Below are 23,412 nucleotides of genomic sequence, written 5' to 3'. Positions count from 1 at the left end.
TCGGGGCTGCACGGGTCCCGTCGGGAACCGATCGAACGGGCAGGGACAGGCGATGAGCAGTGCCGAGCCGATGGAGCACCCCGGGCTGATGACCGGGAAGACGGTCGGCCTCCTCATGCGGCGGGAGCCGGGACAGTCGGTTATGGAGGAAGTGCTGGCCCTCCAGTCCGGGCGGCCGACCCGTGGACGCCTGCAGCGCTTCTTCGGAGCCAGCCCGCTCGGAGCGTCCGCCTGGCCCTGGTACCAGGGCGCGCTCGGGGAGCGCGCCGTCGGGCGGCGCCTCGCGTCCCTCGGCCCGGACTGGCGGGTGCTCCACGCCGTACCGGTCGGCGAGAAGAATTCCGACATCGACCACGTGGTGATCGGCCCCACCGGTGTCTACACGCTCAACACGAAGCATCACGCGGGCCAGACCATCTGGACGGCGAAGGGCACGTTCATGGTGAACGGTGTGCGGCAGCCGCACGTCCGCAACGCCGAGCACGAAGCCACCAGGGCCGCCAAGCTCCTGGCCGCAGCGGTGTGCCATCAGGTCACCGTGGACGCGGCGATCGTCGTCGTCGGAGCGCGCAGACTGACGGTCAGGGAGAAGCACAGCAGCGTCACCGTCCTGACCTCCGACCAGCTCCTCCGCTGGCTCACCCGCCGCCCCGTGGTGCTGACCGCCGATCATGTCGCAATCCTCGCAGCGGCAGCGGCCCAGCCGTCCACCTGGCGCCGCACCCCACTGGAGCTGCAATCGCCCGCCGACGTCGTCGCCCAGTTCTCTGCCCTCCAGCGCCTGGTGCACCAGGCACGACGGCGGCGCATCGGCTGGCTCCTGGCCGTGCCGGCCGCCGTCCTCGCCACCGTGGCCGGCGTCCTGCCGCCGTTCTGACCGGTTCGCCCCTTCCCTCCCGCCGGAAAGACACCCGTGCTCCACTTCCCCTCGACGAACACTGCCGCCCACACGGCCGCGCCGGCAGACGTGCACCGCCTGGATCAGCTTCTCGGCGACCACGTCTGGGCGTTCAGCAACTGTCGGGTCGACGCGCCGGGGTTCCCGGTCGCCGAGGTGGACTGGCTCTTCTACAACGCGACCAGGGGCACATTCATCCTCAGCGAGTGGAAACGGTATCCGGCGGCGGTCTCCCGGGTGCGGGACGTGGGCGAGCCGTGGGTCCTCGTGACCGGCGCCACCGTGCCGAACCCGGTCGAACAGGTGGCCCGGCAACTCGACGCGGTCCGCAGGGTCCTCCGGCAGGTCGTCGCGAAGGACCACTTCCCGTCCGCTGACCTCGTCTCCGTCAATCCCTTCCAGAGCGTCTACTCGCCGCAGGTCGGACCGGCGACGCAGGAGGAGCGCCTGCGGTTCGGGGCGGTGCACGGATCGCTCGAGGAACTGGCCCGGACCATCGAGACTCGCTCCTCGCCCGTACCCCTGGTGGTCGCGGCCGACGTGGGGAGGGCTGCGCTCGCGGAGACACTGGCCGCGCTGTTCCGCTGCGCCGTCTCGACCGTGATCCGCCGCAAGCTCGCAACCGGTACCGGTACGCCGCGCACGCCGTCGAGGGTCGCCGCCATCCACCGCGAACTGGCGGCGCTGCATCTGGAACTCGCGGCGCTCGCCGAGCAAGAGCTCGCATCGACAGCAGCACCCGCCCCGGCGGCAGCCGCGGTTCCGATGCGACCGGCAGCAGCGGTTGCCCCACCGAAGGCGCCGGCGGGCGCACCGGCCGCTGAGGCCCCGCCACCAGCAGCACCTCCCGTCGCCGGAACGCCCACGAGGACCACCTCGGTCAGCGGACACCTGCGGCGACACGTCGTGAAGCACGTCCCACCGTCGGCCGGTCCCGAGCACGTCCGTGCGGCCTTCCTCGCCGCCCTGCAGGACGGGCAGCTACGCGCGAGCGGAGTGCATGTAGGGCAATTCGGCGCACTCGTGGGGCAGCGCCTCGACCGGGACAGGAAGCTCGCGAGCCTTGCCCTGGGCGGCCTCGTGACGTGGTGCCTCGCGCAGGCGGCGGCTGCAGGAGTCGGGGTGGTCAAGGATCCGGTGGACCCGTCGGTCGTCCGGCTCGCACCCAGCGCCTAGAGCGCAGGTGCCCGCTTCGCCCAGCCCGTCGCCTGCTCGAACGCGTACGCGACCTGCAGGAGTCCGACGTCGCTCCCGTGCGGCATCGCGAGCTGCAGCCCGACCGGCAGGCCGCCCTCGCTGAACCCTGCCGGGACCGAGACCGCCGGCAGGCCGGTTGCCGAGACGAGGCACGCCGAGCGCATCCAGTCGAGGTACGTCGCGAAGTCGACGCCGTTGACCGACGTCGGGTACCGCGACGCCGCGTCGAAGGGCAGCACCTGCGCGGAAGGGCTTGCGAAGACGTCGTACCTCCCGAAGTAGCGGCGCACGCTGGTGTCGAGCCGGGTCCGGGCGAGGGCTGCGTCCACCAGGTCCTGCGCCGTCAGCTTCCGCCCCTGCTCGATGTTCCACCGGATCTCCGGCTTGATCGCGTCACCGTGCTTCGCGGCCAGTTCACCGAGTCCGAGCACGAAGTCGAAGGCACGCGTCGTCCCGAAAACCTGGTCGGCGTCGCGCAGGTCCGGGACCGCCTCCTCGACGATCGCGCCGAGGTCCGTGAAGACCTGCAGCTGCCCCTCGAGCACGCGGAGCACCTCGCGGTCCACCGGCACGCCGAGACCGAGGTCTGGTGACCACCCGATCCGCAGGCCCATGAGATCCCGCTGCAGCGGATCGGCAAACGAGCCGGTGACGGGGTAGCCGAACGGACTCCCCGGATCGGACCCGGCGATCGCGGTCATCCCCAGGGCGATGTCCTCGACATCGCGCGCCATCAGCCCGTGCCGCGAGAGCCACGCCCAGCCGTTGCGCGTGGGCAGGGACGGGACCACCCCGATGGACGGCCGATACCCGACCACATTGCAGAAGGACGCCGGGATACGCAGCGACCCGCCCATGTCGCTGCCGTCGCCCAGCGGCTGGATCCGTGCCGCGATCGACGCCGCCACTCCCCCGCTGCTGCCCCCGGCACTGCGGCTCGTGTCGTAGGGGTTCACGGTCGTCCCGAAGACCTCGTTGAAGGTGTGCGATCCGGCGGCGAACTCCGGCACGTTGGTCTTGCCGGTGGTGACGACTCCGGCTTTTTTGAGGCGCCCGATGATGAGGTCGTCGAACGTCGGCACGAAGTCCTTGAAGATCGCCGACCCCTGCGTGGTCCGCAGTCCCCGCGTGTTGTGGGTGTCCTTGTGCGTCATGGGCAGGCCGTGGAGCGGCGGAAGATCAGCGCCCGACGTCGTCAGCCGGTCCGCCGCGGCCGCGAGCGCCGCCGCACCCTCCCGGTCCTCCGTGATGACCGCGTTGATCGCCCCGTTGACGGCGTCGATCCGTGCGACGTGCGCGTCGAGCGCCTCCCGCGCAGACACCTCGCGACGGCGGATGGCTCCGGTCAGTTCGACGGCGGACAGCTCGTGCAGCGCAGCGCTCACGCCGTCGTCCCCACCGTCGACAGCACGGCGGTCATCGCCGCACGGACGCCGGTGGTCAGGGTCGGCTCGATCACCGGTGCGAAGAACGGCGAGTGGTTGCCGGGCGGGGTGCCGGCGTCGAGCGTGTCCTGCGCGTGCCCGCCGAAGAACCAGTAGACGCTGGGGACGCCGATGGCCTCGGCGAGGAGGCCGAAGTCCTCGCTGCCCATGACGGGCGGCGCCTCGATGACGGCGTCCTCGCCCAGCACCTCGCCGAGCACGGCCATCAGGTCCGTGGTGGACGCGGGGTCGTTGTAGCACTGGGGGAAGCTGGTGATCTCCTCGATGGTCGGCTCGGGCGCCCCAGACGCCGCGGCCTCGGCGCTGATGATCCGGCGGAGCGAGGCCAGCACGCGGTCCCGCACCTCGGGATCGAACGTCCGCACGTTGAGGGTGAACTCCGCCGAGGCGGGGATGATGTTCTCCTTGAGCCCGCCGTGGAACGTGCCGATCGTGACGACGGCCGACTTCATGGGGTGCACCTCCCGCGAGACGATCGTCTGGATGCGGACCACCATGTGGGCGCCGAGCACGATCGGGTCGATCGACTGCTCGGGCTGCGAACCGTGGGCCTGCCTTCCGTGCACCGTGACCCGCCAGGAGTCGGCCATCGCCATCGCCGTGCCCTTGCTGATGTTGACGGTCCCGGCCAGTCCGGGCCAGACGTGCTGCCCGTAGATGATGGACGGCTTCGGCGCCTTGTCCCACAGCCCGTCCTCGACCATCGCCTCGGCGCCCTTACCGATCTCCTCACCGGGCTGGAAGATGAACACCACCGTGCCGGCCCACGCTTCGCGGTGCTCGGTCAGCAACTGTGCCGCTGTCAGGCCGACGGTGATGTGCGTGTCGTGGCCGCAGCCGTGCATCACCGGGACGGCCGTCCCGTCGGCCAGGGTGCCCGTCGACGTGCTCGCGTAGTCGAGGCCCGTGTCCTCCTGCATGGGCAAGCCGTCCGTGTCGGCTCGGTAGCCGACCACCGGTCCGTCGCCGTTGCGCAGGATCCCGACGACGCCGGTTCCTCCGCACATGAACGTCTCCAGTCCGAGGTGCGTGAGCTTCTCGAGGATGAAGGCCGCGGTGTGCGTCTCCTGCATGGAGAGCTCGGGGTGCGCGTGCAGGTGCCGGTACAGCTCGTGCATCGCGGTGGTGTGCGCATCGGAGAGGTCGAAGACGGCGGTGTCGATGGTCATGGTGTCCTTTCGGAAGAAGTGGTCTGGTTCACGAGTACATCAGGTGGTGGTTCCCCGACGCGAGAGCGGGCCCCGGAACTCCGACCTCGACACTGCGTCCACGGTGACGCGCGGCCCTCCCCGATAGGTCATGATGGCTTCGACTCCTTCTCTGGCGTCGTGCAGGAGGAGATCGAATGTCCATCACGTTCAGTCGGGCTCGCAGTTCCGTGCTCGCCCTTGCCCTCGGTGTCGCGCTGTCGCTGACGGCCTGCGACGGGCCAGCAGGGACGGGGGACGAACCGCGCGAGGCGGGGGCGACGACGGCTACGGCCACTGCTACGGCTTCTCCGGACCCGTCGACGGCACCGGCGACGGCGCCGCCCGACGCCTCGGCGCAACCCACCGCTGCCCGCGCCGAGCCGAGGCCGGCATCGTCGGCCGCGCCCGCCGCGAATCTGCCGATCCCGGCGGTGCCGGCGGAAGCGGACGAGGAGTCGCGCGAGGGGCTCGAGGCCTTCACGTCGCACTGGCTGAGTCTGCTGTCGTACTCCTACGAGGCGAACGACCTCGAGCCACTCCGAGCCGTCAGCGACCCGGCGTGCACCTTCTGCGCGGATGCCGAAACCGCCATGGCGCAGATCTATCAGCTCGGATGGGCTCTCGGAGGAGCCACCACCCTGGCCGACTTCTCCACCGACTTCGCCCCGGATGCCGCCGGGACCTACACCGCGGAGATCACCACCACGCAGGCCGAGATCTTCTACTTCTCTGGCGAGGGGTGGCTCGGTTCGAGCGAGGCCAGCCCGAACTCCCCGCACACCGTGACGGCGCGCTATGTCGATGGCGCCTGGCAGCTGATCGGCTACACGGCACCACCCGTGACCGAGTCACCGGAGGGCTAGGCACAGCGGCGGACGGGGTTCCCGCTGGTCGGCCCGCATCAGAGGGGCGCGATCCTCCCCACCGTGTCCGTCGCCAGCTCGTACGCCCGGCCGACGGCGAGGACGGTCTGCTCGGCGAAGGGCCTGCCCATGATCTGCACGCCCAGCGGCAGACCCGCGGCGGAGAACCCGCAGGGCACCTGGAGCGACGGCAACCCGAGGAGGTTCGCCGGGATGGACAGCCGGCCGAACTCGACGTTCGCGTCCTCGCTGGTGCCGTCCGGCCGGAAGCGTTCCGTGTCCTGCGCGGGGAGCGCCGGGGTGAGGACGGTCGGGGCGACGACGACGTCCACCGCCCGCATCATGTCCTTCCACGCGTGCTTCATCGACTGCCGGAAGCGGAGGGCGTCGATGTAGTCGGTCGCGAGGATGGTCTCGCCCACCTCCAGCAGGCTGCGGACCTCCTCGGTGAACAGTTCCGGCGTCTCACGCAGCGCCCGCCGGTGGTAGGCGCTGGCCTCGGGCATCATGATCCCGGTGATCACCGCACCGAGGTGCTCGGCCTGCGGGATCACGACGGCCACGACGACGGCGCCGAGACCCTCCAGTACCCGCACGGCTGCCGTGACGGCCGCGTCCGTCTCGCCGTCGAGGTCCTCCGTGAAGAAGTTGGTCGGGATCCCGATCCGGAGCCCGTGCACGCCGTCCTCCAGCCCCTCGGTGAAGTCGGGGACGGGCGTCCGCGCGGAGCCGGGATCGCGCGGGTCGTGGCCGGCGATCGCGCTCAGGACGAGGGCCGCGTCGCTGACGTTGCGGGTCAGCGGCCCCACGGTGTCCAGGGACCAGGCCAGGGAGGCGACGCCCACGCGGGAGACCCGGCCGAACGTCGGCTTGAGGCCCACCGTCCCGCAGAACGACGCCGGGATCCGGATGGACCCGCCGGTGTCGGAGCCCAAGGCCGCGAGCACTCCCCCGTAGCCGACCGCCGCGGCGGATCCGCCGCTGGACCCACCCGCCATGCGCTCGAGGTCCCAGGGGTTGCGGGTGGTGGGCGTGACTCCCCCGTACGCGAATTCGTGGGTGTGGGTCTTCCCCACCATGACCATCCCCGCGCGCCCGACGGCCTCCACGACGGCCGCGTCGGTGTCGGGCACGAACTGCGCGCGGACCTTCGAGCTGGCGGTGGTGGCGGTCCCCGCGGTGTTCATCAGGTCCTTGATGCCCACCGGGATCCCGTGCAGGGGTCCGCGGTAGCTCCCCCGGGCGATCTCGGCGGTGGCGCGGTCCGCCTGCGCGAGCGCGATCTCCGCAGTGACGGTGGCGAAGGCATGGACGCGCCCCTCCACGGCCTCGATGCGGGCGAGCGCGGACTCGGTCAGTTCCCGCGGCGAGAGCTCGCCGGAGGAGATGCTGGCGGAGGCCTCGGTGAGGGTCAGTTCATAGGGCTGCATCGGCGCCTCAGTCCCACGCCGCGTCGAAGGAGAGGGCCGGTGCTGTCTCGCCGAGGTCGACGGCGGAGAGGGTGCGGAGCCGGGCATGGATCGGTGCGGCGGCCGCCGCCAGATCCGCGACGCGCTCCTCGGGGAGGTCGAGGCGGGCCTGCAGGGCGATGGCCCGCACGAAGGCCTGGTCAGGGGTGGATTCGCTCATACCTCGACCGTAGCCGGTGCACCGGAGCGGTCACGTCGCGCGTCGCGGGCAGGATTACATCCGAGCGGGCGGGAACACGACGAAGGACCGGCCCCTCGGGTCCGGTCCTTCGTTCGTCCTCTGGCACCCGGTGATGGACGGGCGGATCAGCTGATGGCGGCGCGGAGTTCCTTCGCGGCCTGTGCGGGATCGTCGGCACTGTAGATGCCCCCGCCGACCACGGCGACGTCCGCACCCGAGGACTGCACGTCCTTGACGGTGGCGAGCTTCACGCCACCGGCAACAGAGAAGGCGACGCCGGATTCCTTGCCGGCGGTCAGCAGGGTGTTCAGGTCGTAGCCGTCCTGCGCCTGCTCGTCGAGCCCTGCGTGGAACTCGACGAACTCGGCACCGAGGTCGGTGACCTCCTTGGCGCGGGCTGCCTTGTCGTCGACGCCGATGAGGTCGACGACCACGCCCTTGCCATGGGCCTTGCCGGCCTTGATGGCTCCGGCGATGGTGGAATCATCGGCGACGCCGAGCACGGTCACGAGGTCCGCGCCGGCCTTGAACGCGATGTCGGCCTCGAGCTCGCCGGCATCCATGGTCTTCAGATCCGCGAAGACGATCTTGTCCGGGTGGGCTTCCTTGATCGCGGTGACGGCGGAGAGCCCCGCATTCTTCACGAGTGGCGTGCCGAGTTCGATGATGTCGACGTACTCGGCGACCTTCCCGGAGAGCTCGAGGGCGTCGTCGACGGTCAGTACGTCCATGGCGAGTTGCAGTTTCATGGTGTTTCCTTTGCTGGCTGGGGATGGAGGATCAGGGGTGGCGCGCGCTATTCGAGGTTGGCGTGCCGGGGCCAGAGGTCTTCGGCCGGGGTGCCGTCGACCGTCCAGAGGGTGTGGAACGTGGCGTCGAGCACCAGCAGCAGTGCCTGCTCGAAGAGGCTGCCCGAGTACTGGCGGGAGGCCGTGCCGCCGTGGTCCGTCTTCTGCGCGGCGGGGATGACCACCACGCGGTGGGCGATCCCCGCGAGCGTCGACCCGCCGTCGGTCGTGAGCGCCACCACGCGGGCGTCCACGGACACCGCGGTCTCCGCTGCAGCCACGGCGCCGCCGGTGGTGCCGGAGCCGGACGCGACGAGCAGCAGGTCACCGGAACCGATGGCCGGCGTCGTCGTCTCTCCGACAACGTGCACCGTCAGGCCGAGGTGCATGAGGCGCATGGCGTGCATGCGCAGGGCGAGCCCGCTGCGGCCGCCCCCCGTCACGAAGACGCGCCCCGCCTGCTGGATCTCGGTGACGAGTGCGGTGAGCTGGTCGTCCTGCAGGCCGTCCGCCGCTCCGGCGAGCTCGTCCTGCACCAGGCGCAGGGCGTCCCGGACCGATGGGGTGTCCGATGCTGTGGTCACGAGTGGGTCTCCTGCCTCTGGGGGTTCGTCCGGATTCCAGTCCATCACTCCCCCGGAGCGCCGACGCGCCCGAGACCTACCCCGCTGGACCTAGTTTGCGCAGGGCTAGCCTGACCCGTGGTCCCCGCCAGACCGGCGCGGCGGTCAGGCGGGAGTGGGGGACGACGTCGTCAGCCCGGCCAGGCGCGCCAGCGCGGCCTCACTGCTGGAGCCCGGCGCCCCGTAGTAGGTGCAGACGCTCTGGTCCGCCTCGCCCGGGACCAGGAGGGTCTGGTAGTGCAGCACGAACTCCCCGCCGCTCGGGTGGTTGAACCGGATCTCCCCCTGGTCCTTCTCGTGCACGTTCTGGTTGTCCCAGAACCGGGTGAACTCGGGGCAGCCCTCGCGGAGGTCGCGGATGAGCTCGGCGAGCTGGCGGTCGTCGGGGAAGCGCCCTACGTCCAGGTGGAGCATCGCAGTGGTCTGCTCGCTCACCTGCTCCCAGTCCTGGTAGAGCTCCCGGGCCTTCGGGTCCAGCAGGATGAAGCGGGCGTAGTTGCGGTGCGGAGCGGGCAGCGCCTGGAAGTCGGTCATCAGGGCCCGCGCCAGGCGATTGCTGGCCAGGACGTCGGTGCGCCGCCCGAGGATGATGGCGGGTACCGACTCCATGACGGCGAGCAGGTCGTACAGCCCGGGCCGGACCCGCTGGGGTTCCAGCCCGGGCGTGTGGTGCGGCGTGGGCGTTCCGCAGAGGTTGAGGAGGTGATTGCGTTCCACCGTGTCGAGGCGGAGGGCCAGGGCGATCGAGTCGATGATCTCCAGGGACACCGCGCCACCGCGGCCCTGCTCGATCCGCATGTAGTAGTCGGGACTCATGCCCGCGAGGCGCGCCACCTCCTCGCGGCGGAGACCGGGCACGCGGCGCACCCTGCCGTCGAACGGCGCTCCGAGCTCGGTCGGGGAAAGCCGTGCGCGTCGCGAGCGCAGGAAAGCGGAGATCTCAGCGGCCCGGTCCATGGTTCCCATCTTGCCGCACCCGGGCACGTCGGTTCGATTCCGCAGGGCGCGCTCCCCGGCGTGGTCCGTCCATCCCCCTATCGGGCCGACAATCGAGGAATGACGATCGCCGACTACGACTTCACCAGGCTACCGACCCTCGAGACGTCGCGCCTGCGCCTCGAACCACAGGGTGCCGGGCACGTCGATGGTCTCTGGGCGGGTGTGAACGATCCGGAGACCCTGCGCCTGACCGGGACGCACGCGCGATTCACGGAGGAGCAAATCCGCGCGTGGCTCGACACCGTGGCTACCGCCGACGACCGCGCCGACTGGGCCGTCGTGCGGCGTGACACGAGCCAGTAACCTCGGGGAGGTGGTGCTGAACGACCTCGACCGCGACAACGCGTCGATGGGCTACCGGATCGCTCTGAGCGGTCCCGGGGCGATCGGCCAGGGCTACGGCACGGAGGCCGGACGGGCCGTGGTTGCTCATGCCTTCGAATCGATCGGACTGCACCGGTTCGCGCTGGAGGTGTATGCGTTCAATCCGCGCGCTGTGCGCTCCTACCGCACCATCGGCTTCCGTGAGGAGGGGCGGATGCGGGACGGGCTGCACTGGGATGGTGAGTGGGTGGACGCCCTCATGATGTCGATTCTCAGCACCGACCCGCGCGGCTGAGGCCGGTAGCCTGAGGCAATGAAGCCTCTCGCAGACCTCCCTCCGTACATCTACGGCACCACCCGGCTGGGGCACGACGACGTCCCCCGCGACCAGCAGGCCCACATGGCCCGGACCGCCATCGACGCCGGCCTGTGGTTGCACACGTCCCGGCAGTACGACCACGCCCTCGAGGTCCTCGGCGCCGCGTTCGACGAGGACCGGACGAAGGTCCCGCCGGTCATCGTGAAGCTGGGCGGCGGGACGGCGGACGACGTCCGGGCAACCATCGCGGAGAACATCGAGCCGCTGGGGATCAGCTCCATCGACATCGGGCAGCTCACCGGCGTCGGGGCGTTCGCCGACGACATGAGGACCGGCGGGCCGGTCCTCGCCGACCTGCAGCGCATCAGGGACGAAGGGCTGGTGGGACGCTTCGTCCTCGAGGTCTTCCCCTGGACCTCGGAGGCTCCCCTCGCAGCACTCCGGGCCGGGCACCTCGACGGGCTGATCGACGGCTACATCTTCTACCTCAACCCGCTGCAGCGCTTCGCGTCGAACGAGCTGTGGGACGAGCTGCTCGCGCAGGACAAGACCATCATCTCGATGCGCACCGTCGCCGGCGCCCCCGTCCACACCCTGCGTGACGTCCCGGGCGCCGCCTGGAAGCCGTACCTGCAGGAGCGTGCGGTCGAGGTGGCTCCCATCTTCGAGCGTTCCGGCGTCGCGAGCTGGGCGGAGTTCTGCCTGCGCTTCGCCCATAGCACGCCGCAGGTCGTCTCGACCGTCGGGTCGGCGAGCCGCGAGGAGAACCTGCGCGAGCTCCTCTCCTTCAGCCGGGACATCGAACCCCTGCCGCGGGACATCGTCGACGAACTCTTCGCCCTGCAGCGCCGCTGGTCGGACGAGACGGATGTGCACGCAGAGCTCTGGAGCATGTAGCTCGTCCCGCGCGAACGACGACGGCGGGGCAGTCACTCTCGGTGACTGCCCCGCCGTCGTTCGTGGTGGAGCCGGCCTAGCTGTCGCAGCCGACGCCGTCGCCGTCCCGGTCGAACTTCGGCTGGAAGCCCGGAGTGCCGGCGTAGATCGGTGCGGCACCCGCTGCGCGGACCGCGTCACAGTTGGCGTAGACCGGTGCAGGGGCCGGCGCGACGGGAGCAGGTGCCGGAGCGACCGGCTCCGACGCTCCGCCCTCGCAGGCGACGCCGTCTCCGTCGCCGTCCTGGTCGGGCGAGTAGGCGGGTGAGCCGACGGGGATGTTCGAGAACCCGGCTGCTGCAGCCTCGCTGCAGTTCGCGAACGGGCCCGGCGCGGGCACGACGACGGGCGCCTCCGGCACCGGCTCCGGCGATGGTGCGGTCTCGACCGGCTCGGGCGGTGCTGTCACCGACGGCGCCATCTGGTTGGTCGGCACGAGGATGCCGTTGCAGTCGGACAGGATGCGCGCCATCGCGTCGTGCTCCGCCTGCGTCACCCAGAGGGTGTAGGTCGCCTTCACGGAGACCTGCCGCGCGACGTACTCGCAGCGGTAGCCCTTGTTCGGCGGCAGCCAGGTGGCGGCGTCGCCCGCACCCTTCTGCTGGTTCGTCGGTCCGTCGGTGGACTGCAGGTTCAGCGGATCGTTGGCGAACGCGACGCGCTGGTCGAAGGTGAGCTGCTGTGCACCCTTCTGCCAGGCATCGGACAGGGCCACGACGTGGTCGATCTGCACCTTCGTGCTCGTCGACTGTCCACGCTGGAAGGCGATCGACGTCGCCGTGTACGGGTCGGCCAGCACGCCCGACTGCACCTTGCAGGGCACGGAGTTCGTGTGGACGATGTCCGTCAGGTCGCGGTTGAGCATGTCGTTGCGGGTGTCGCAGCCGTTCCGGTCGACGTCGAGCCAGGCCTGGCCGAACTGCTCGCGGTCGTAGCCGGTCTTCGGCGCACGGCCCTTGATGGCCAGGGTCTCGAGGAGTGCCAGCGCCGTCGTATTCGCGGCCGGCTGCTCGGCCGGCGCACGCGGCGTCCCGGCCGCATCGACGACGGCGTCACCGTCGAGAGGTGCGACGTCGGCGTCCGTCGGAGTCGGAGTGGCCGACGGCGTGCGCGTGGGGGTCGGGCTCGCGGAGGGCGACGGCGTGGCTGGGGCTGTGGAGGCGGCCGTCGTCGGCGTCGCCTCCGGCGCAGCCTCCTGCGTCTGCTCGGCGACCGCGGTCGGTACGGACTCGTCGGCCGGGGCGAGCGCTCCGCCGATGAGGAGCGCGACGACGCTCGCGCCGGCGGTGATGGCGCCCGCCTTACGGCCGTTCAGCCGCACCCACGAGGGCCGGTTCGTCACCGCCGTGTAGAGACCGGTGACGAGGGCGACGACGGCCGCCATGATGATGCCCCCGCTCAAACCGCCGACGATGAGGCCGACCACGACGAGGAACAGGGCGACACCCGCAACTACAGCGGTGGACCTCTGCACGTAGAAGCCTCCCGTGGATGACGGCTTGTGGGCAGGCGGAGGTGAAGACGGCAGCATGGAACCCCATTGGTGTACGTGAGAAGGCGCTGTCATCGAGTGATGACGCGACAGTCTGAAGTGTAGAACGTCCGTTCAGGCATGAACGCGCGCAGAAGATTGGACACGAGGGCGTAGGTGGATATCGGCCTGAGATGAAGCTCTGTACCCCGGACCATCCGTACACACGCACCGTTCAGCCGCGTCGTAGAGAATGAGGCGATGATCGACTCCTCCTTCGTCCGCCATGGGCGCTTCGCCGCCTCCGCGGCGATCGCCGTTCTTCTCCTGGCAGGCTGCGCCACAGAGCAGGCAACTGTCGTCAACTCCCCCGCGCCGGCGCCGCCGTCGGCATCCGCGACGGCGACGGCGAAGGCCACGGCCGGTGTGCCGACGCCCGACGCCGCGACCCCTCCCGCTGCCGTTCCTGACGCTCTGCCGGAGGTTCTGCCACGGTCCGAGCCTGTTACCTTGAGCCTGCCACCCACCGGTACGACTACGGACCTCATGTCGCTCGGGCTGCAGGACGACGGGTCCCTCGAGGTCCCACCCGGCGAGCCGGGATCACCCGCGGGTTGGTACAACCAGTCGCCTACGCCAGGCGAGCGCGGCCCCGCCGTCGTCCTCGGGCACGTCAATGCCACCGATGGCGGAGCGGGTGTCTTCGCCTCCCTCCGCGACCTCGGCGAGGGCGACACGATCAAGGTGACCCAAAAGGACGGCTCCGTGGCGACGTTCGTCGTCCAGCGCGGCGAGCAGTACGCGAAGGACGAGTTCCCCACGATCCAGGTCTACGGCAACACCAACGGAGCGGAACTGCGCCTGATCACCTGCGACGGGTACGACCCTGACACCGGCCTGTTCGATGACAACTACGTCGTCTACGCGACCCTGCAGGTGACCTGACCCGCTGGCTGGCAGGCGCGTGGCCTCGGCAGGACCTCTTTTCTCGGTCCTCGACTCCTCCGACATTGATCCGTTGCAAGGAACCTTCCGGGTCTCCCGTCCCTTAACCCTTCAGACGCTCTTCCCGACGGACGGGCGATTCACGGCATCGCAACGGAAGGGTTGGCGTCGGTGAGCTGGATCAGGACAGCACGTACCTGCCGAGGCGCGACGGCGTGCGGTGCCTCCCCGGTCCTTCCTGAAGCTGGTGCCAGCTGTGGTCAGTAGCAGCGCGGTGCGGCGCCGACGGCGCGCTGCCACGGCCCTGCTGCTCGGGCTCGTCGTGTTCGCGGCCGTCGCCGCGGTGCTCGTACTGCTGGGTTCGGGGCTCGTCGGCGGGCTGCGCGCCGGCAGCGGTCCACTCCTCGGTGGACCGGAGTGCACGGTGAAGACGCCGGGCGGCGAGGTCGGGCTGACGCGCGACCAGGCCCAACAGGCGACGACGACGGTTGCGCTGCAGGCGCGAGGCGTCGAGGCTACGGCGCCTGAGGACCTCGAGGAAGGCGTGCTGCAGGCCCTTGCCGGCGGGCCCGTGGACGACGCCGGGCCGGTCCTCAGTTGCCGGGGCAGCGTGGACGAGGACCTTCAGGTGGAGGAGCTGACGCCGTCGGGCCTCACACCGAGGGCCGAGCAGGTGCGGACATCCATGGCCGAGGTGTTCGGCGAGCAGAGCCTCGGCGGGTTCGAGCCCGGCGGGGTCGGCTCCGGGCACGGCGGGGAATCGACGCACTACGACGGCCGCGCCATCGATGTGTTCTTCCGTCCCGTGTCCGAAGAGAACCGGCGTCAGGGCTGGATGCTCTCCCACTGGCTCGTCGCCCATGCCGCAGACCTGGACATCCAGTACGTCATCTTCGACGACCAGTTCTGGAGCGCCCGCCTGGACCGGGGTGGATGGCATCCCTACGACGCCCCCGCGCCGGCGAGCGAGATCCTCCGGCACATCGACCACGTGCACGTGGATGTGCTGGCGGGCGAATCCTGACCGAACCTGACCAGAGGGGACGTCCCCTCACATCTCTGTGTAGAAGGATCGATCTCAACTGGTAGCGTCAATGAGAAATTGACAAAGATGATAGAACGGACTTCTAGTGAGCACGAATGTGGGCCCCGATCTCAGCGGTAAAAAGCTGATGAGCGCGTACGAGTTGCAAGTTTGGAGCGGGTTGGACAGGCACTGGGAGCGCCGCAATAATCACCGTGGATTACCAAATTGGGCAGGCGTTGCTCTTAGCAAGACGAGGCAGGTAGCGGGTACCGCTGCAAATAAGGTAGGCAACTCGATACCAGATGTGGTCACTACGCCTCTGAATCGAGCGGGCGAAGCTGTCGCTGACCGGGCTGGGCGACCGGCAGTTGAAGCTGCAATCGCATTGCTGCAACTGGTAAACGACTGGGCAATGGAGCTAAATGACCCGACGAAAGTTGAGCTTCTCGCCCGTAAACAGGGGCTCACGTTTGACACCTTCGCGGATCTTCGTGATCAGGACCTTAAGTCCTGTGACCGCCTTCTGACGGGCAATACGCTTCGATGGCGCACGACAGGAGCGCTCGAAGGCGGAGTGATGGGCCTTCTGGCCTTGATTCCTGTTGCCGGCATACCAATCGCCATGACGGCGGATCTCCTCGTCATTCAAGTCCTAAGCACGTCGATCGCCTCCCGGATCGCTTACTCCTATGGCTTCGACGCGAAGGACCCTGACGAGCAGCTCTTCATTCAACGATTGGTGCGCCGCTCGTTCGTGGCGCAAGCGGGCAAAGCAGAACCGTTGAGGCGGGTTGCTGGCGCCGCCGGCGCGGTGAAGGGACGCGTAAATTGGTCACCGAAGTTACGCGCAGACCATCGTTTGCTAACTGCAATTGAGGCGTTGATGAAGCAACTCGGTCCCGTGGGAGCGACCGTCCCTCTTCAGAACGTCGCAAAAGTCGTGCCATTCATCGGGATCGTCATCGGGACCGGGACCAACTCGGCTGTTCTGGGAAATGTAGCTGCTGACGCTAGAAGATACTGCCAGACTCGATTTCTCTGTGAGAAATATGGAATGCCCTTACCAGCCGCACTACATCCTGACTTAGACGACGAATCGGCATGATGGGTCACGCCGCTTCGCCTCGTCGACGAGCTTAATGAGAGGCCGGATCTGAGGACGCCGCGAAATAACTCCCTCCGGCGGCGGGCCGCCCACCCGAAGGTGACCGGCCCGCCGTCGTGCACTCTAAGCTAGAACGTGCGAATGGGAATCTCCGCCGGATCCATCAGCAGCGATTCGATCTCGTCGTCGAGCTTCACCAGCGTGATGGACGCGCCGGCCATGTCCAGGGAGGTGCAGTACTCCCCCACGTAGCTTCGGCCCACGCTGATGCCCTGCTCCGCGAGGCGCTTATGCGCCTGCCCGTACAGCAGGTACAGCTCGCTGATCGGGGTGCCGCCGAGACCGTTGACCATCAGGGCCACGCGGTCACCGTCGCTGAAAGGCAAGTCCTTCACCACCGGCGCGAGCATCTCCTCGACGATCTCGTTGGCCGGCATCATCTTCCCCCGACGGCGGCCCGGCTCGCCGTGGATACCGACGCCGATCTCGATCTCGTCCTCACCGAGCTCGAACAGCGGGCTGCCCTTCGCCGGTGGGGTACAGGCGGTCAGTGCGACGCCCATGGTCCGGGTCACGGAGTTGACCTTTTCGCCGATGCGGATGACCTCGTCGAGGTCCGCCCCGCGCTCGGCCGCTGCGGCTACCGCCTTAATGACGAAGAAGTTGCCCGCCACCCCGCGGCGGCCGATCGTGTACGTCGAGTCCTCCACGGAGACGTCATCATTGATGAACAGCGTCTTCACCTCGATGCCCTCGGCCGATGACATCTCCTGCGCCATCTCGAACACCATCTTGTCGCCGGTGTAATTGTTCACCAACAGCAGCACGCCCTTGGGCGAGGCCATGAGCTTGGTCGTCTCGTACACGTAGTCGAACGGCGGCGCCGCGAACACGTCACCCGGGCAGGCGGCGTCGAGCATGCCCTTGCCCACGATCATCACGTGCGCTGGCTCGTGACCGGACCCCGAGCCCTGCACGATCGACACCTTGTTCTGGTCGGGGCTGTCGGCGCGCATGATCAGGTTGTACTCGGGCACGTACTTCAGCGTGTCCGGGTTCGCGAGCGCCAGGCCCTCGAGCATCTCCGGGACGAACTGCTGCGGATCATTGACGAACTTCTTCATGGGAACTCCACATCATTGTGAGTAGGGGTGAGTTGGTAGGTACAGAGAGTCAGGGCCAGTCGGCCACGATGCCTTCGACGATGATGGCCACGGCCACCGCACCCGCGTCGGGCGAACCGATGCTGCGTTCCCCGCTGTAGCTGGCACGGCCGCGCTTGGCCTGCAGGGTCGACGTCGCATCCGCGCACTCGCGGATCGTCGTCGCGAACGCCGTCCGACACTCGGCCGGTGACGCTCCCGCGGCTAGCTGCCGTTCGAGCTCGTCGGTCGCCGGGATCAGGGCGTCGAGCAGGGTCTTGTCGCCGAGGTCGGCGTTGCCGCGGGCCTTGATGCCGTCGGTGGCCCCGCGGAGCATGGCGACGACGGCGGTCCCGTCGATTGTGTCCGCCGCCTTCGCGGCCGCGGACGCCCGCAGGAAGGCAGTCCCCCAGAGCGGCCCGGACGTCCCGCCGATCCTGCTGGAGATGGCGAGCGCGATCTGCTGCAGGAACGTGGCGACGTCGTCGCGCTTGAACGAGTCCCAGTCCGCGAGGACCTTCTCGAAGCCGCGGGCGAGGGAGTAGCCGAGGTCGCCGTCGCCCACCACGGCGTCGAGATCGCCGAACTCCTTCTCCTTGTCGACGGCGGTCTGCGCCAGGGAATGGACGGCGTATTCGACGTCGGCGAGGTCGGTGGCGCTCATGAGGTCTCCGTTTCGGTGTTCGCGGCGTGTGGGGCGGGAGCGGACAGCAGCTCCTGCAGGGTGGCGAGGGTGACGACATTGGAGGGCTCGACGCCGACGGGACTCGCCAGGACCTCGGCCTGTTCGCCGTCGGGATCCCCGAGGGAACTGACCACGAGCGAGGCGCCCGTGAAGTCCTCCTCCCGCGTGAAGCCGCTGACCGTGACCACGGTCCTGAGTCCGGCGGCGACGGCTGCGCGCAGCCCGTTCCCGCTGTCCTCGACGACGATCGCATCCTCCGTGGACACCCCGAGCTCCCGCAGGGCCAGGAGGTAGATGTCCGGGGCGGGCTTCTTCGCGGGCACCACATCCCCGGCGAACACCGAGAAGTGCGCAGCGAGTGACTCCCCGACGGCGTGCGTCAGGACGGCGCGGACCGCGGGTTCCGCGGAGGTGGAGGCGACGGCAAGTGTCCACCCGGCGTCGTGCGCCTCCTGCACGATGCGCGCGATGCCCGGTCGGGCGGGCATGACACCGCTCTCCACGAGGCCCTTGTACACCTCGGTCTTCCGCTTGTGCCAGGAGAGGATCGCGGCGTCGACGGCGTCGTCGTCCTGCAGGCCGAGGGAGGCGGCCAGCTTGGGTGTCAGGATGCTGCGCATGCGCTCCTTGCCGCCGCCGATCTTGACCTTCTCGGCGTACTCCTCGACGCTCCACTGCACGGGCACGTCGAAGTCGGAGAAGGTCCGGTTGAACGCGGGGAGATGGCCGTACTGCTCGGTGTCGGCGAGCACGCCGTCGCAGTCGAAGATCAGGGCCGGCATGGTCAGCGGCCGCCCTTGCCCGCGCTGCCGAACTGCTTGCAGAGGTCCGTGACCATTGCGACGGTGTCAGCCCGGGTGTGCTTGAACAGCGACGGCGGATCCCACTTGTTGTTCTGCTCGGCCTGCTTGAGGAACGCCAGGCTGGACTGCATGTACGTCTCCTTGAGCGCCGTGGAGATGTTGACCTTCGCGCAACCGCGGGCGATGAGGTCGGCGAACTGCTCGGCACTCAAGCCGCTGCCGCCATGCAGGGCGATGGGCACGTTGCGTGCCTCGACGATCTGCGTGACACGCTCGGCGTCGAGCACCGGGGCTGCCTTGTAGCTGCCGTGGGCGTTGCCGATCGAGGGGGCAAAGACGTCGATCCCGGTGGCGTCGATGAACGCGAGCGCCACCTCGAGGCTCTGCTGCTTGGAGACGTCGTCGGACCCGTGGTCGTCCTCCACACCGGTGATGGCCTCGATCTCGCCCTCCACCTGCGCGCCGTAGCTGCGGGCCTCGGCAACGACGTCGACGGTCTGCCGCTGGTTCTCCTCGACGGGCAGGTTGGACGCATCGAAGAGCACCGAGTTCCAGCCGGCCTTCAGGCACTCTGTGACGACGTCGCGGTCCGGGCAGTGGTCCAGGTGCAGGGTGACGGGTACCTCGATGCCGCGCGTCATCGACTGCCACATGTCGAACAGCACCCGCGAGCCGATGCTGCGCACGGTCTTCACCGAGGTCTGCAGGATCACCGGGGAGTTGGCCTCCACGGCGCCGGCGAGCACGCCCTCCATGGTCAGGTCGTTGAAGATGTTGATGGCGGGCACCCCGTAGCGTGCCTCGAATGCCGGGTCGACGATGTCCTTCAGCGGTACAACGGCCATAGTGATTCCTCCTGGTCAGGCTGATCCCCACGCTAGGTGGGCGAGGCCGCGCTGGGTATGGGGGTTCTCCCGCCCTCCCCCTGGGGGTAATCACCACCTCGTCAGCAATGGATACGCGTGGTTGAGTGGGCCGCGGCCGCCCGGCCGCCCACTTCGACGACGAAGGACCCCCATGACTCCCGGATCAGTACTCGAAACCATCACGTCCAAAGAGGCCCGCCTCGTCATCGATGCCGCGGCGGCGAAGGCCGAGGAGATTGGCCAGCCCATGGACATCGCCGTCGTCGACGCCGGCGGGAACCTGAAGGCCCACGTGAGGATGGATGGCGCGAACATCGGCAGCATCACCATCGCGATCAACAAGGCCTACACGTCCATCGCGTTCCAGTGCGAGACGGGCGACCTGCAGGGTGTCACCCGGCAGGACGGTCCCATCTACGGGCTGAGCGACGCCCACGGCGGCCGGCTCGCGGTGTTCCCCGGTGGCATCCCGCTGGTGCGCGACGGCAACATCATGGGCGCCATCGGCGTCTCCACGGGCACCATCGAGCAGGACCAGGAAGTCGCCTCCGCCGGCGCCGCTGCCTACCTGGAGTTCGCGATCGCCTGACCCTGGCGCGGGTCAGTGCACTAGGACAGGCCACCCTCACGGGACGCGCCGGACTCGGCGATCCGCTTGATGGCGGCGAGCGTCGTCGGGATGCCGTCGAGCGCCTGCCGGGTCCGGTCGATGATCTGCGCGGGCGCATCCTCCCCGAACTTCTCCTCGAACATGGCGATGCCGCCCGGCAGGAAATCCCAGGATTCGGTCAGGGTGGTCCCGGTGCCGGCCGGCGCCAGCGTGTAGCCCCAGCGCACCCTGTCGCCGCCGACCACCCAGGCGAATTCACGGCCGGGTTCTGCAGCCACGACCTGCGACCGGGTCTCCCAAGTGCGGTGCGGAAGCTCGTTGCGCCCGGTGAACCAGGCTCCGACCTGGCCCGCATTGATGTCGTCCTCCCACCAGCACCGCGTACACACCGGGCTCCACTCGCCGGTGCGGGTGATGTCGGAGACCAGGTCGTAGATGCTCTCCGCCGACGCCTGAATCGTGACGGACTCCTGGTGATGGCGGATCTCTGTCTGGCTCATGCGCTCATTCTCACAGAAGATTCCCCTCGCTTCTGCGGCAGTCGCCTCCAGAAAGGACGGCAGCGTCCCTCGCTACCGCGGGGATCGGCTGCAGCGATTCGTGCCCGCATAGACTGGGGCCTCGTGCCGTCTAAGAAGGGCTCACACATGCTAAACACCGAACGAACCGGCACCGGAAGGCCCCTCGTCCTCGTGCACGGGCTCGGCTCGAGCATCCGCACCTGGGACCCCGTCCTTCCGCTGCTGCGGAACCAGCGCGAGGTCATCGCCATCGACCTCCCCGGGTTCGGCGGCAGCAAGCCGCTCGCGGGTGAGGTGACCATCGCGACCCTGACGGACGCCGTCGCGCAGTTCCTCGAGCAGGAGAACCTGGGCGACGCGGACCTCGTCGGAAGCTCGATGGGTGCGCGGATCGTGGTCGAGCTGGCGCGGCGAGGTCACACCGGCAACGTCGTCGCCCTCGATCCCGGAGGATTCTGGAACGATACCCAGGTGCGCGTTTTCAATGGCACCATCACCCCGTCCATCGGGCTGGTGCGGCGCCTCCAGTCCGCCCTACCTTCGCTCGTCCAGCACCCTGCTGGTCGAACGGCGTTGCTGGCCCAGTTCTCTGCGGCCCCCTGGAAGCTCGATCCGGACCTCGTCCTGACGGAGCTTCGCGGATTCGCCACCTCGCCCAGCCTTGACGAAGCGCGTAAGTCGCTCGCGCACGGACCGCGCCAGGCAGGCGCGCCACGCGGGACGATCAAGGGCACGCTGGCGTTCGGCTGGGGCCGGTCGGACAGGGTCACCCCGCTCAGTGAGGCCGCCGTCGCCATGTCGCTCTATCCGGACGCCACCCTGCACGTCTTCGAGGACTGCGGGCACTTCCCGCACTGGGACCAGCCGCAGGAGACAGCCCGGTTCATCCTCGACGCCACCGCCGCTGGGTCTTCGTAGGCATCCTCCGAGCCGGACGTTCGGCGACCGTGCTGGTGTCGCCTCAGTGCGGAGGCTGAAGACGGGCGCCGCCGCCTACCTAGAATTCGCGATCGCCTGACCCTGGTGCTGCAGGCCCACCAACATGGTGCGGTTACGTGCCCCGGTCTTCCGCAGCATGGCGCTCACGTGCTTCTCGACAGTCTTCACCGAGATGGCAAGCCGCGTGGCAATTTGCTTGTCCGCCAGCCCTTCGGCCAGAAGGTCCCGCACCTCCAACTCGCGAGCCGTCAGCGATATCGCCTCGCCTGTGTCCGCCGCGCGACTCTCCGTGAGCCGCGTGAACACCGCCCCGTCCAGCAGGGCGTCGCCGCGGGCAGCGGCCACGACGACGCGCGCCACCTCCGCGGGTGTCGAGGACAACGAGAGGAAGCCGCGCACGCCCGACGACGCGGCGGCCGCCAGGAGTTCGTCCGCGAAATGGTCGACGACGGCGACCACCGGCCGCTCGACGGTGTCCGCGTTCGTTACCCGCGCTTCGGCATACCGGGACAGCAGGTGCTCGTCGAGGACGATCATGTCCGGCTGCAGGAGGGACACGGACTCCGTGAGGTCCTCGAGCGTCCCGAATTCGCCGAGTACCTGCACCGACGGCTCGGACGTCTCGAGCAGCCGGACGAGTCCGGCCCGGAGTAGAGGTTGGGTGCAGGCGACGAGGACCTTCCACCGTTCACGGGAGGCGTTGCCGTTCGAGGAGTACGGCACCTGCGCACGGATGCTCGTCCCCCAGCCCAGCGTCGACTCCACGTGGAGTTCGCCCCGCAGATAGTGGGCCCGGGCTGCCATGCCGTGCAGGCCAAGCCGGCTGCCCTTCAGGTCTGTGCTCTCCCGGCCCTCGAACCCGCGGCCGTTGTCCTCGACGACGGCCGTGATGCCGGCGGTGTCGTAGAAGATGCCCACCCGGCACGCGGTGGCGCACGCATGTGCCACCGCGTTGGCCACGGCCTCCTGGATGATCATGAAGAGCTGGTGCGCGACGGCATGCGCCAGTTCGTGAGGCTTGCCGGTCACGAGGAGCGTCACGTCCATCGGATCATTCGCGCTCACCCGGTCGAGTTCCTGGCGGACCGCTTCCTCCAACGAGCGGTCGGCCAGGCTGGAGGGACCTAGTCCCAGGACGGTGCGGCGGGTCTCGAAGAGCGCCTCGTGGGCGAGCACCCGGGCGGAGTCTATGTGCTGGATGGAGGGCGATCCGCCGGGCGTCGCCTTGTCCGCGCGGTCGAGGTGCAGCAGGAGCGAGCCGAGGGACCGGCCGATGATCTCGTGGACCTCTTGAACCGCACGCTCGCGTTCGCTCGCGATTGCGGCTTCACCTGCCTTTGCAGCAGCGGCTTGGTGGAGCCGGGAGTTCATGATGGCAATGGCGGCGTGGTTTGCGAAGAGCTCTACGAGAGAGGCGTCGCCGGGGCTGAAGACGCGGCCCGGACCGTCACTGAAGATGGCGAACGTGCCGATGATCGTGCCGGCCCACGTGATGGGGACGCCAATGACGGCGCTCCCCCACCGCGGATCGTTGGAGTCGATGTGACCCATCGGCACAGACGCGTAGCGGTCGAGGATCACGGTGCCGCGGGTCTTCACGATCTGCCCGGTAAGCCCTTCCGTCAGGGGGAAGGTCTGGCCCTCGCGGCAGCCGACGCCCTGGTCCACTTCCTTGCGGTAGTAGCCCTCGGTTTCATGGACGATCGAGATCGAGCCACTCACGCACCCCAGGAGGGCGGCGGCGTGCCCGAGGACGCGTTCGAGGAGCGGGACCAGTTCGAACTGCCCGGCGAGGTCACCGGCAAGTTCGGTAATGCGGTCCAGCTGGGAGGGCGGAGGGTTCTGCTGGTTCTGGGTGATGCTCGGCGTGGAAAGCTGCTGCATGTACGGCACCTGTCTCCTGCGACCGGGCGCGACGCTGCGCTCGGGCCTTCAGGATAGCTGGCTATGCCCCAGCTTCAGCTTGCTGATCGTCGAACGAAGGTAAGCCCCCGAAGTGAGAGCTACCGACCTGTTGGAGTCGCTGCAACGACTTAACCGACTCGCGACTTCACGACCGCTTACCC

General features: G+C 68.9%; 25 protein-coding genes. 11 read left to right on the top strand and 14 right to left on the bottom strand.

Going from position 1 to position 23,412, the window contains the following annotated elements; all coding sequences use genetic code 11:
- The first annotated feature begins 52 nt into the window (after positions 1–52).
- Positions 53–877, top strand: coding sequence for a nuclease-related domain-containing protein (locus FNH21_RS10885; protein ID WP_152815357.1), 825 nt, complete (start codon positions 53–55; stop codon positions 875–877).
- Positions 878–913: 36 nt separating this feature from the next.
- Complete coding sequence (locus tag FNH21_RS10880) at positions 914–2,074, top strand: hypothetical protein (protein ID WP_191931873.1); 1,161 nt, start codon at positions 914–916, stop codon at positions 2,072–2,074.
- On the opposite strand, the gene FNH21_RS10875 is transcribed toward FNH21_RS10880, so the two are convergent.
- On the bottom strand, positions 2,071–3,480 hold the full coding sequence (locus tag FNH21_RS10875) for an amidase family protein (protein WP_191931872.1): 1,410 nt from the start codon (positions 3,478–3,480) through the stop codon (positions 2,071–2,073). The genes FNH21_RS10880 and FNH21_RS10875 overlap by 4 nt on opposite strands.
- Positions 3,477–4,709 (bottom strand): amidohydrolase, encoded by a 1,233-nt coding sequence (locus FNH21_RS10870; protein ID WP_152815354.1) that lies wholly within the window; start codon positions 4,707–4,709, stop codon positions 3,477–3,479. Before FNH21_RS10870 ends, FNH21_RS10875 begins: the two co-directional genes overlap by 4 nt.
- A 176-nt stretch (positions 4,710–4,885) precedes the next feature.
- Between FNH21_RS10870 and FNH21_RS10865 the strand changes: the two genes are divergently transcribed.
- Entirely contained in the window at positions 4,886–5,593 is a 708-nt protein-coding gene (locus FNH21_RS10865; protein WP_152815351.1) for a DUF6318 family protein, read from the top strand.
- A 38-nt stretch (positions 5,594–5,631) separates the two neighbouring features.
- Here FNH21_RS10865 and FNH21_RS10860 read toward each other — a convergent pair whose 3' ends face one another.
- From FNH21_RS10860 to FNH21_RS10840, 5 genes are all read right to left on the bottom strand, one after another.
- The gene (locus FNH21_RS10860; protein WP_152815348.1) at positions 5,632–7,023 is read right to left on the bottom strand and encodes an amidase; all 1,392 of its coding nucleotides are present in this window, start codon (positions 7,021–7,023) and stop codon (positions 5,632–5,634) included.
- Between the two features lie 7 nt (positions 7,024–7,030).
- Positions 7,031–7,222, bottom strand: coding sequence for a hypothetical protein (locus FNH21_RS10855; protein ID WP_152815345.1), 192 nt, complete (start codon positions 7,220–7,222; stop codon positions 7,031–7,033).
- Positions 7,223–7,368: 146 nt separating this feature from the next.
- Entirely contained in the window at positions 7,369–7,992 is a 624-nt protein-coding gene (gene hxlA / locus FNH21_RS10850; protein ID WP_152815343.1) for a 3-hexulose-6-phosphate synthase, read from the bottom strand.
- A gap of 47 nt (positions 7,993–8,039) precedes the next feature.
- Entirely contained in the window at positions 8,040–8,660 is a 621-nt protein-coding gene (hxlB, locus tag FNH21_RS10845; protein WP_152815341.1) for a 6-phospho-3-hexuloisomerase, read from the bottom strand.
- A 99-nt stretch (positions 8,661–8,759) separates the two neighbouring features.
- A complete protein-coding gene (locus tag FNH21_RS10840) occupies positions 8,760–9,611 on the bottom strand; it encodes a helix-turn-helix transcriptional regulator (protein WP_152815339.1) in 852 nt (283 codons plus the stop codon).
- Positions 9,612–9,710: 99 nt separating this feature from the next.
- On the opposite strand from FNH21_RS10840, the gene FNH21_RS17105 reads away from it, so the two are divergent.
- The 3 genes from FNH21_RS17105 to FNH21_RS10830 are packed head-to-tail and all read left to right on the top strand — an operon-like array spanning position 9,711 to position 11,193.
- A complete protein-coding gene (locus tag FNH21_RS17105) occupies positions 9,711–9,956 on the top strand; it encodes a GNAT family N-acetyltransferase (RefSeq protein ID WP_241743200.1) in 246 nt (81 codons plus the stop codon).
- A gap of 10 nt (positions 9,957–9,966) precedes the next feature.
- Entirely contained in the window at positions 9,967–10,272 is a 306-nt protein-coding gene (locus tag FNH21_RS17100; protein WP_338403251.1) for a GNAT family N-acetyltransferase, read from the top strand.
- An 18-nt stretch (positions 10,273–10,290) separates the two neighbouring features.
- The gene (locus FNH21_RS10830) at positions 10,291–11,193 is read left to right on the top strand and encodes an aldo/keto reductase (protein WP_152815337.1); all 903 of its coding nucleotides are present in this window, start codon (positions 10,291–10,293) and stop codon (positions 11,191–11,193) included.
- 76 nt (positions 11,194–11,269) lie between these two features.
- On the opposite strand, the gene FNH21_RS10825 is transcribed toward FNH21_RS10830, so the two are convergent.
- Positions 11,270–12,706, bottom strand: a complete 1,437-nt coding sequence (locus FNH21_RS10825; protein WP_338403250.1) for an excalibur calcium-binding domain-containing protein — start codon at positions 12,704–12,706, stop codon at positions 11,270–11,272.
- Between the two features lie 258 nt (positions 12,707–12,964).
- Between FNH21_RS10825 and FNH21_RS10820 the strand changes: the two genes are divergently transcribed.
- The 3 genes from FNH21_RS10820 (at position 12,965) to FNH21_RS10810 (ending at position 15,780) form a co-directional block, all read left to right on the top strand.
- Positions 12,965–13,648 carry a class F sortase gene (locus tag FNH21_RS10820; RefSeq protein WP_152815333.1) on the top strand — a complete coding sequence of 228 codons (684 nt, stop codon included), beginning with the start codon at positions 12,965–12,967 and terminating at the stop codon, positions 13,646–13,648.
- Positions 13,649–13,904: 256 nt separating this feature from the next.
- Positions 13,905–14,672, top strand: a complete 768-nt coding sequence (locus FNH21_RS10815; protein ID WP_338403249.1) for a VldE C-terminal domain-containing protein — start codon at positions 13,905–13,907, stop codon at positions 14,670–14,672.
- Between the two features lie 106 nt (positions 14,673–14,778).
- Positions 14,779–15,780, top strand: coding sequence for an EcsC family protein (locus FNH21_RS10810; protein WP_338403248.1), 1,002 nt, complete (start codon positions 14,779–14,781; stop codon positions 15,778–15,780).
- A gap of 128 nt (positions 15,781–15,908) precedes the next feature.
- Here the strand turns inward: FNH21_RS10810 and dhaK are convergent, their stop codons facing one another.
- The 4 genes from dhaK to FNH21_RS10790 are packed head-to-tail and all read right to left on the bottom strand — an operon-like array spanning position 15,909 to position 19,255.
- Complete coding sequence (dhaK, locus tag FNH21_RS10805) at positions 15,909–16,904, bottom strand: dihydroxyacetone kinase subunit DhaK (RefSeq protein WP_152815331.1); 996 nt, start codon at positions 16,902–16,904, stop codon at positions 15,909–15,911.
- Positions 16,905–16,953: 49 nt separating this feature from the next.
- On the bottom strand, positions 16,954–17,586 hold the full coding sequence (gene dhaL / locus FNH21_RS10800; protein WP_152815329.1) for a dihydroxyacetone kinase subunit DhaL: 633 nt from the start codon (positions 17,584–17,586) through the stop codon (positions 16,954–16,956).
- Positions 17,583–18,389: an HAD-IA family hydrolase gene (locus FNH21_RS10795; protein ID WP_152815326.1), complete on the bottom strand. Its 807-nt coding sequence runs from the start codon at positions 18,387–18,389 to the stop codon at positions 17,583–17,585. The genes dhaL and FNH21_RS10795 overlap by 4 nt, the downstream gene beginning before the upstream one ends.
- A gap of 2 nt (positions 18,390–18,391) precedes the next feature.
- Complete coding sequence (locus FNH21_RS10790) at positions 18,392–19,255, bottom strand: class II fructose-bisphosphate aldolase (RefSeq protein ID WP_152815324.1); 864 nt, start codon at positions 19,253–19,255, stop codon at positions 18,392–18,394.
- Between the two features lie 172 nt (positions 19,256–19,427).
- Here FNH21_RS10790 and FNH21_RS10785 point away from each other — a divergent pair, with 172 nt between their 5' ends.
- Complete coding sequence (locus FNH21_RS10785) at positions 19,428–19,865, top strand: GlcG/HbpS family heme-binding protein (protein WP_152815321.1); 438 nt, start codon at positions 19,428–19,430, stop codon at positions 19,863–19,865.
- Positions 19,866–19,885: 20 nt separating this feature from the next.
- On the opposite strand, the gene FNH21_RS10780 is transcribed toward FNH21_RS10785, so the two are convergent.
- On the bottom strand, positions 19,886–20,386 hold the full coding sequence (locus FNH21_RS10780; protein ID WP_152815318.1) for an SRPBCC family protein: 501 nt from the start codon (positions 20,384–20,386) through the stop codon (positions 19,886–19,888).
- A gap of 147 nt (positions 20,387–20,533) precedes the next feature.
- On the opposite strand from FNH21_RS10780, the gene FNH21_RS10775 reads away from it, so the two are divergent.
- The gene (locus FNH21_RS10775) at positions 20,534–21,325 is read left to right on the top strand and encodes an alpha/beta fold hydrolase (RefSeq protein WP_152815315.1); all 792 of its coding nucleotides are present in this window, start codon (positions 20,534–20,536) and stop codon (positions 21,323–21,325) included.
- Positions 21,326–21,400: 75 nt separating this feature from the next.
- Here FNH21_RS10775 and FNH21_RS10770 read toward each other — a convergent pair whose 3' ends face one another.
- A complete protein-coding gene (locus FNH21_RS10770; protein WP_152815313.1) occupies positions 21,401–23,230 on the bottom strand; it encodes a hybrid sensor histidine kinase/response regulator transcription factor in 1,830 nt (609 codons plus the stop codon).
- Positions 23,231–23,412: the final 182 nt, after the last annotated feature.

Origin of the sequence: Arthrobacter bussei (assembly GCF_009377195.2) — a bacterium.
Lineage (GTDB): Bacteria > Actinomycetota > Actinomycetes > Actinomycetales > Micrococcaceae > Arthrobacter_D > Arthrobacter_D bussei.
This window is presented reverse-complemented; position numbering and strand designations above follow the sequence as displayed.

What these genes read in the sequence shown, in the direction of transcription:
- FNH21_RS10840 (WP_152815339.1), bottom strand. Translation starts at nt 9,611, where the DNA reads ATGGACCGGGCCGCTGAGATCTCCGCTTTCCTGCGCTCGCGACGCGCA.
- FNH21_RS10795 (WP_152815326.1), bottom strand. Translation starts at nt 18,389, where the DNA reads ATGCCGGCCCTGATCTTCGACTGCGACGGCGTGCTCGCCGACACCGAG.
- FNH21_RS10790 (WP_152815324.1), bottom strand. Translation starts at nt 19,255, where the DNA reads ATGGCCGTTGTACCGCTGAAGGACATCGTCGACCCGGCATTCGAGGCA.
- FNH21_RS10785 (WP_152815321.1), top strand. Translation starts at nt 19,428, where the DNA reads ATGACTCCCGGATCAGTACTCGAAACCATCACGTCCAAAGAGGCCCGC.
- FNH21_RS10770 (WP_152815313.1), bottom strand. Translation starts at nt 23,230, where the DNA reads ATGCAGCAGCTTTCCACGCCGAGCATCACCCAGAACCAGCAGAACCCT.
- FNH21_RS10820 (WP_152815333.1), top strand. Translation starts at nt 12,965, where the DNA reads ATGATCGACTCCTCCTTCGTCCGCCATGGGCGCTTCGCCGCCTCCGCG.
- FNH21_RS17105 (WP_241743200.1), top strand. Translation starts at nt 9,711, where the DNA reads ATGACGATCGCCGACTACGACTTCACCAGGCTACCGACCCTCGAGACG.
- hxlB (WP_152815341.1), bottom strand. Translation starts at nt 8,660, where the DNA reads ATGGACTGGAATCCGGACGAACCCCCAGAGGCAGGAGACCCACTCGTG.
- FNH21_RS10775 (WP_152815315.1), top strand. Translation starts at nt 20,534, where the DNA reads ATGCTAAACACCGAACGAACCGGCACCGGAAGGCCCCTCGTCCTCGTG.
- FNH21_RS10830 (WP_152815337.1), top strand. Translation starts at nt 10,291, where the DNA reads ATGAAGCCTCTCGCAGACCTCCCTCCGTACATCTACGGCACCACCCGG.
- FNH21_RS10855 (WP_152815345.1), bottom strand. Translation starts at nt 7,222, where the DNA reads ATGAGCGAATCCACCCCTGACCAGGCCTTCGTGCGGGCCATCGCCCTG.
- FNH21_RS10870 (WP_152815354.1), bottom strand. Translation starts at nt 4,709, where the DNA reads ATGACCATCGACACCGCCGTCTTCGACCTCTCCGATGCGCACACCACC.
- FNH21_RS10860 (WP_152815348.1), bottom strand. Translation starts at nt 7,023, where the DNA reads ATGCAGCCCTATGAACTGACCCTCACCGAGGCCTCCGCCAGCATCTCC.
- FNH21_RS10885 (WP_152815357.1), top strand. Translation starts at nt 53, where the DNA reads ATGAGCAGTGCCGAGCCGATGGAGCACCCCGGGCTGATGACCGGGAAG.
- dhaK (WP_152815331.1), bottom strand. Translation starts at nt 16,904, where the DNA reads ATGAAGAAGTTCGTCAATGATCCGCAGCAGTTCGTCCCGGAGATGCTC.
- hxlA (WP_152815343.1), bottom strand. Translation starts at nt 7,992, where the DNA reads ATGAAACTGCAACTCGCCATGGACGTACTGACCGTCGACGACGCCCTC.
- FNH21_RS10865 (WP_152815351.1), top strand. Translation starts at nt 4,886, where the DNA reads ATGTCCATCACGTTCAGTCGGGCTCGCAGTTCCGTGCTCGCCCTTGCC.
- dhaL (WP_152815329.1), bottom strand. Translation starts at nt 17,586, where the DNA reads ATGAGCGCCACCGACCTCGCCGACGTCGAATACGCCGTCCATTCCCTG.
- FNH21_RS10780 (WP_152815318.1), bottom strand. Translation starts at nt 20,386, where the DNA reads ATGAGCCAGACAGAGATCCGCCATCACCAGGAGTCCGTCACGATTCAG.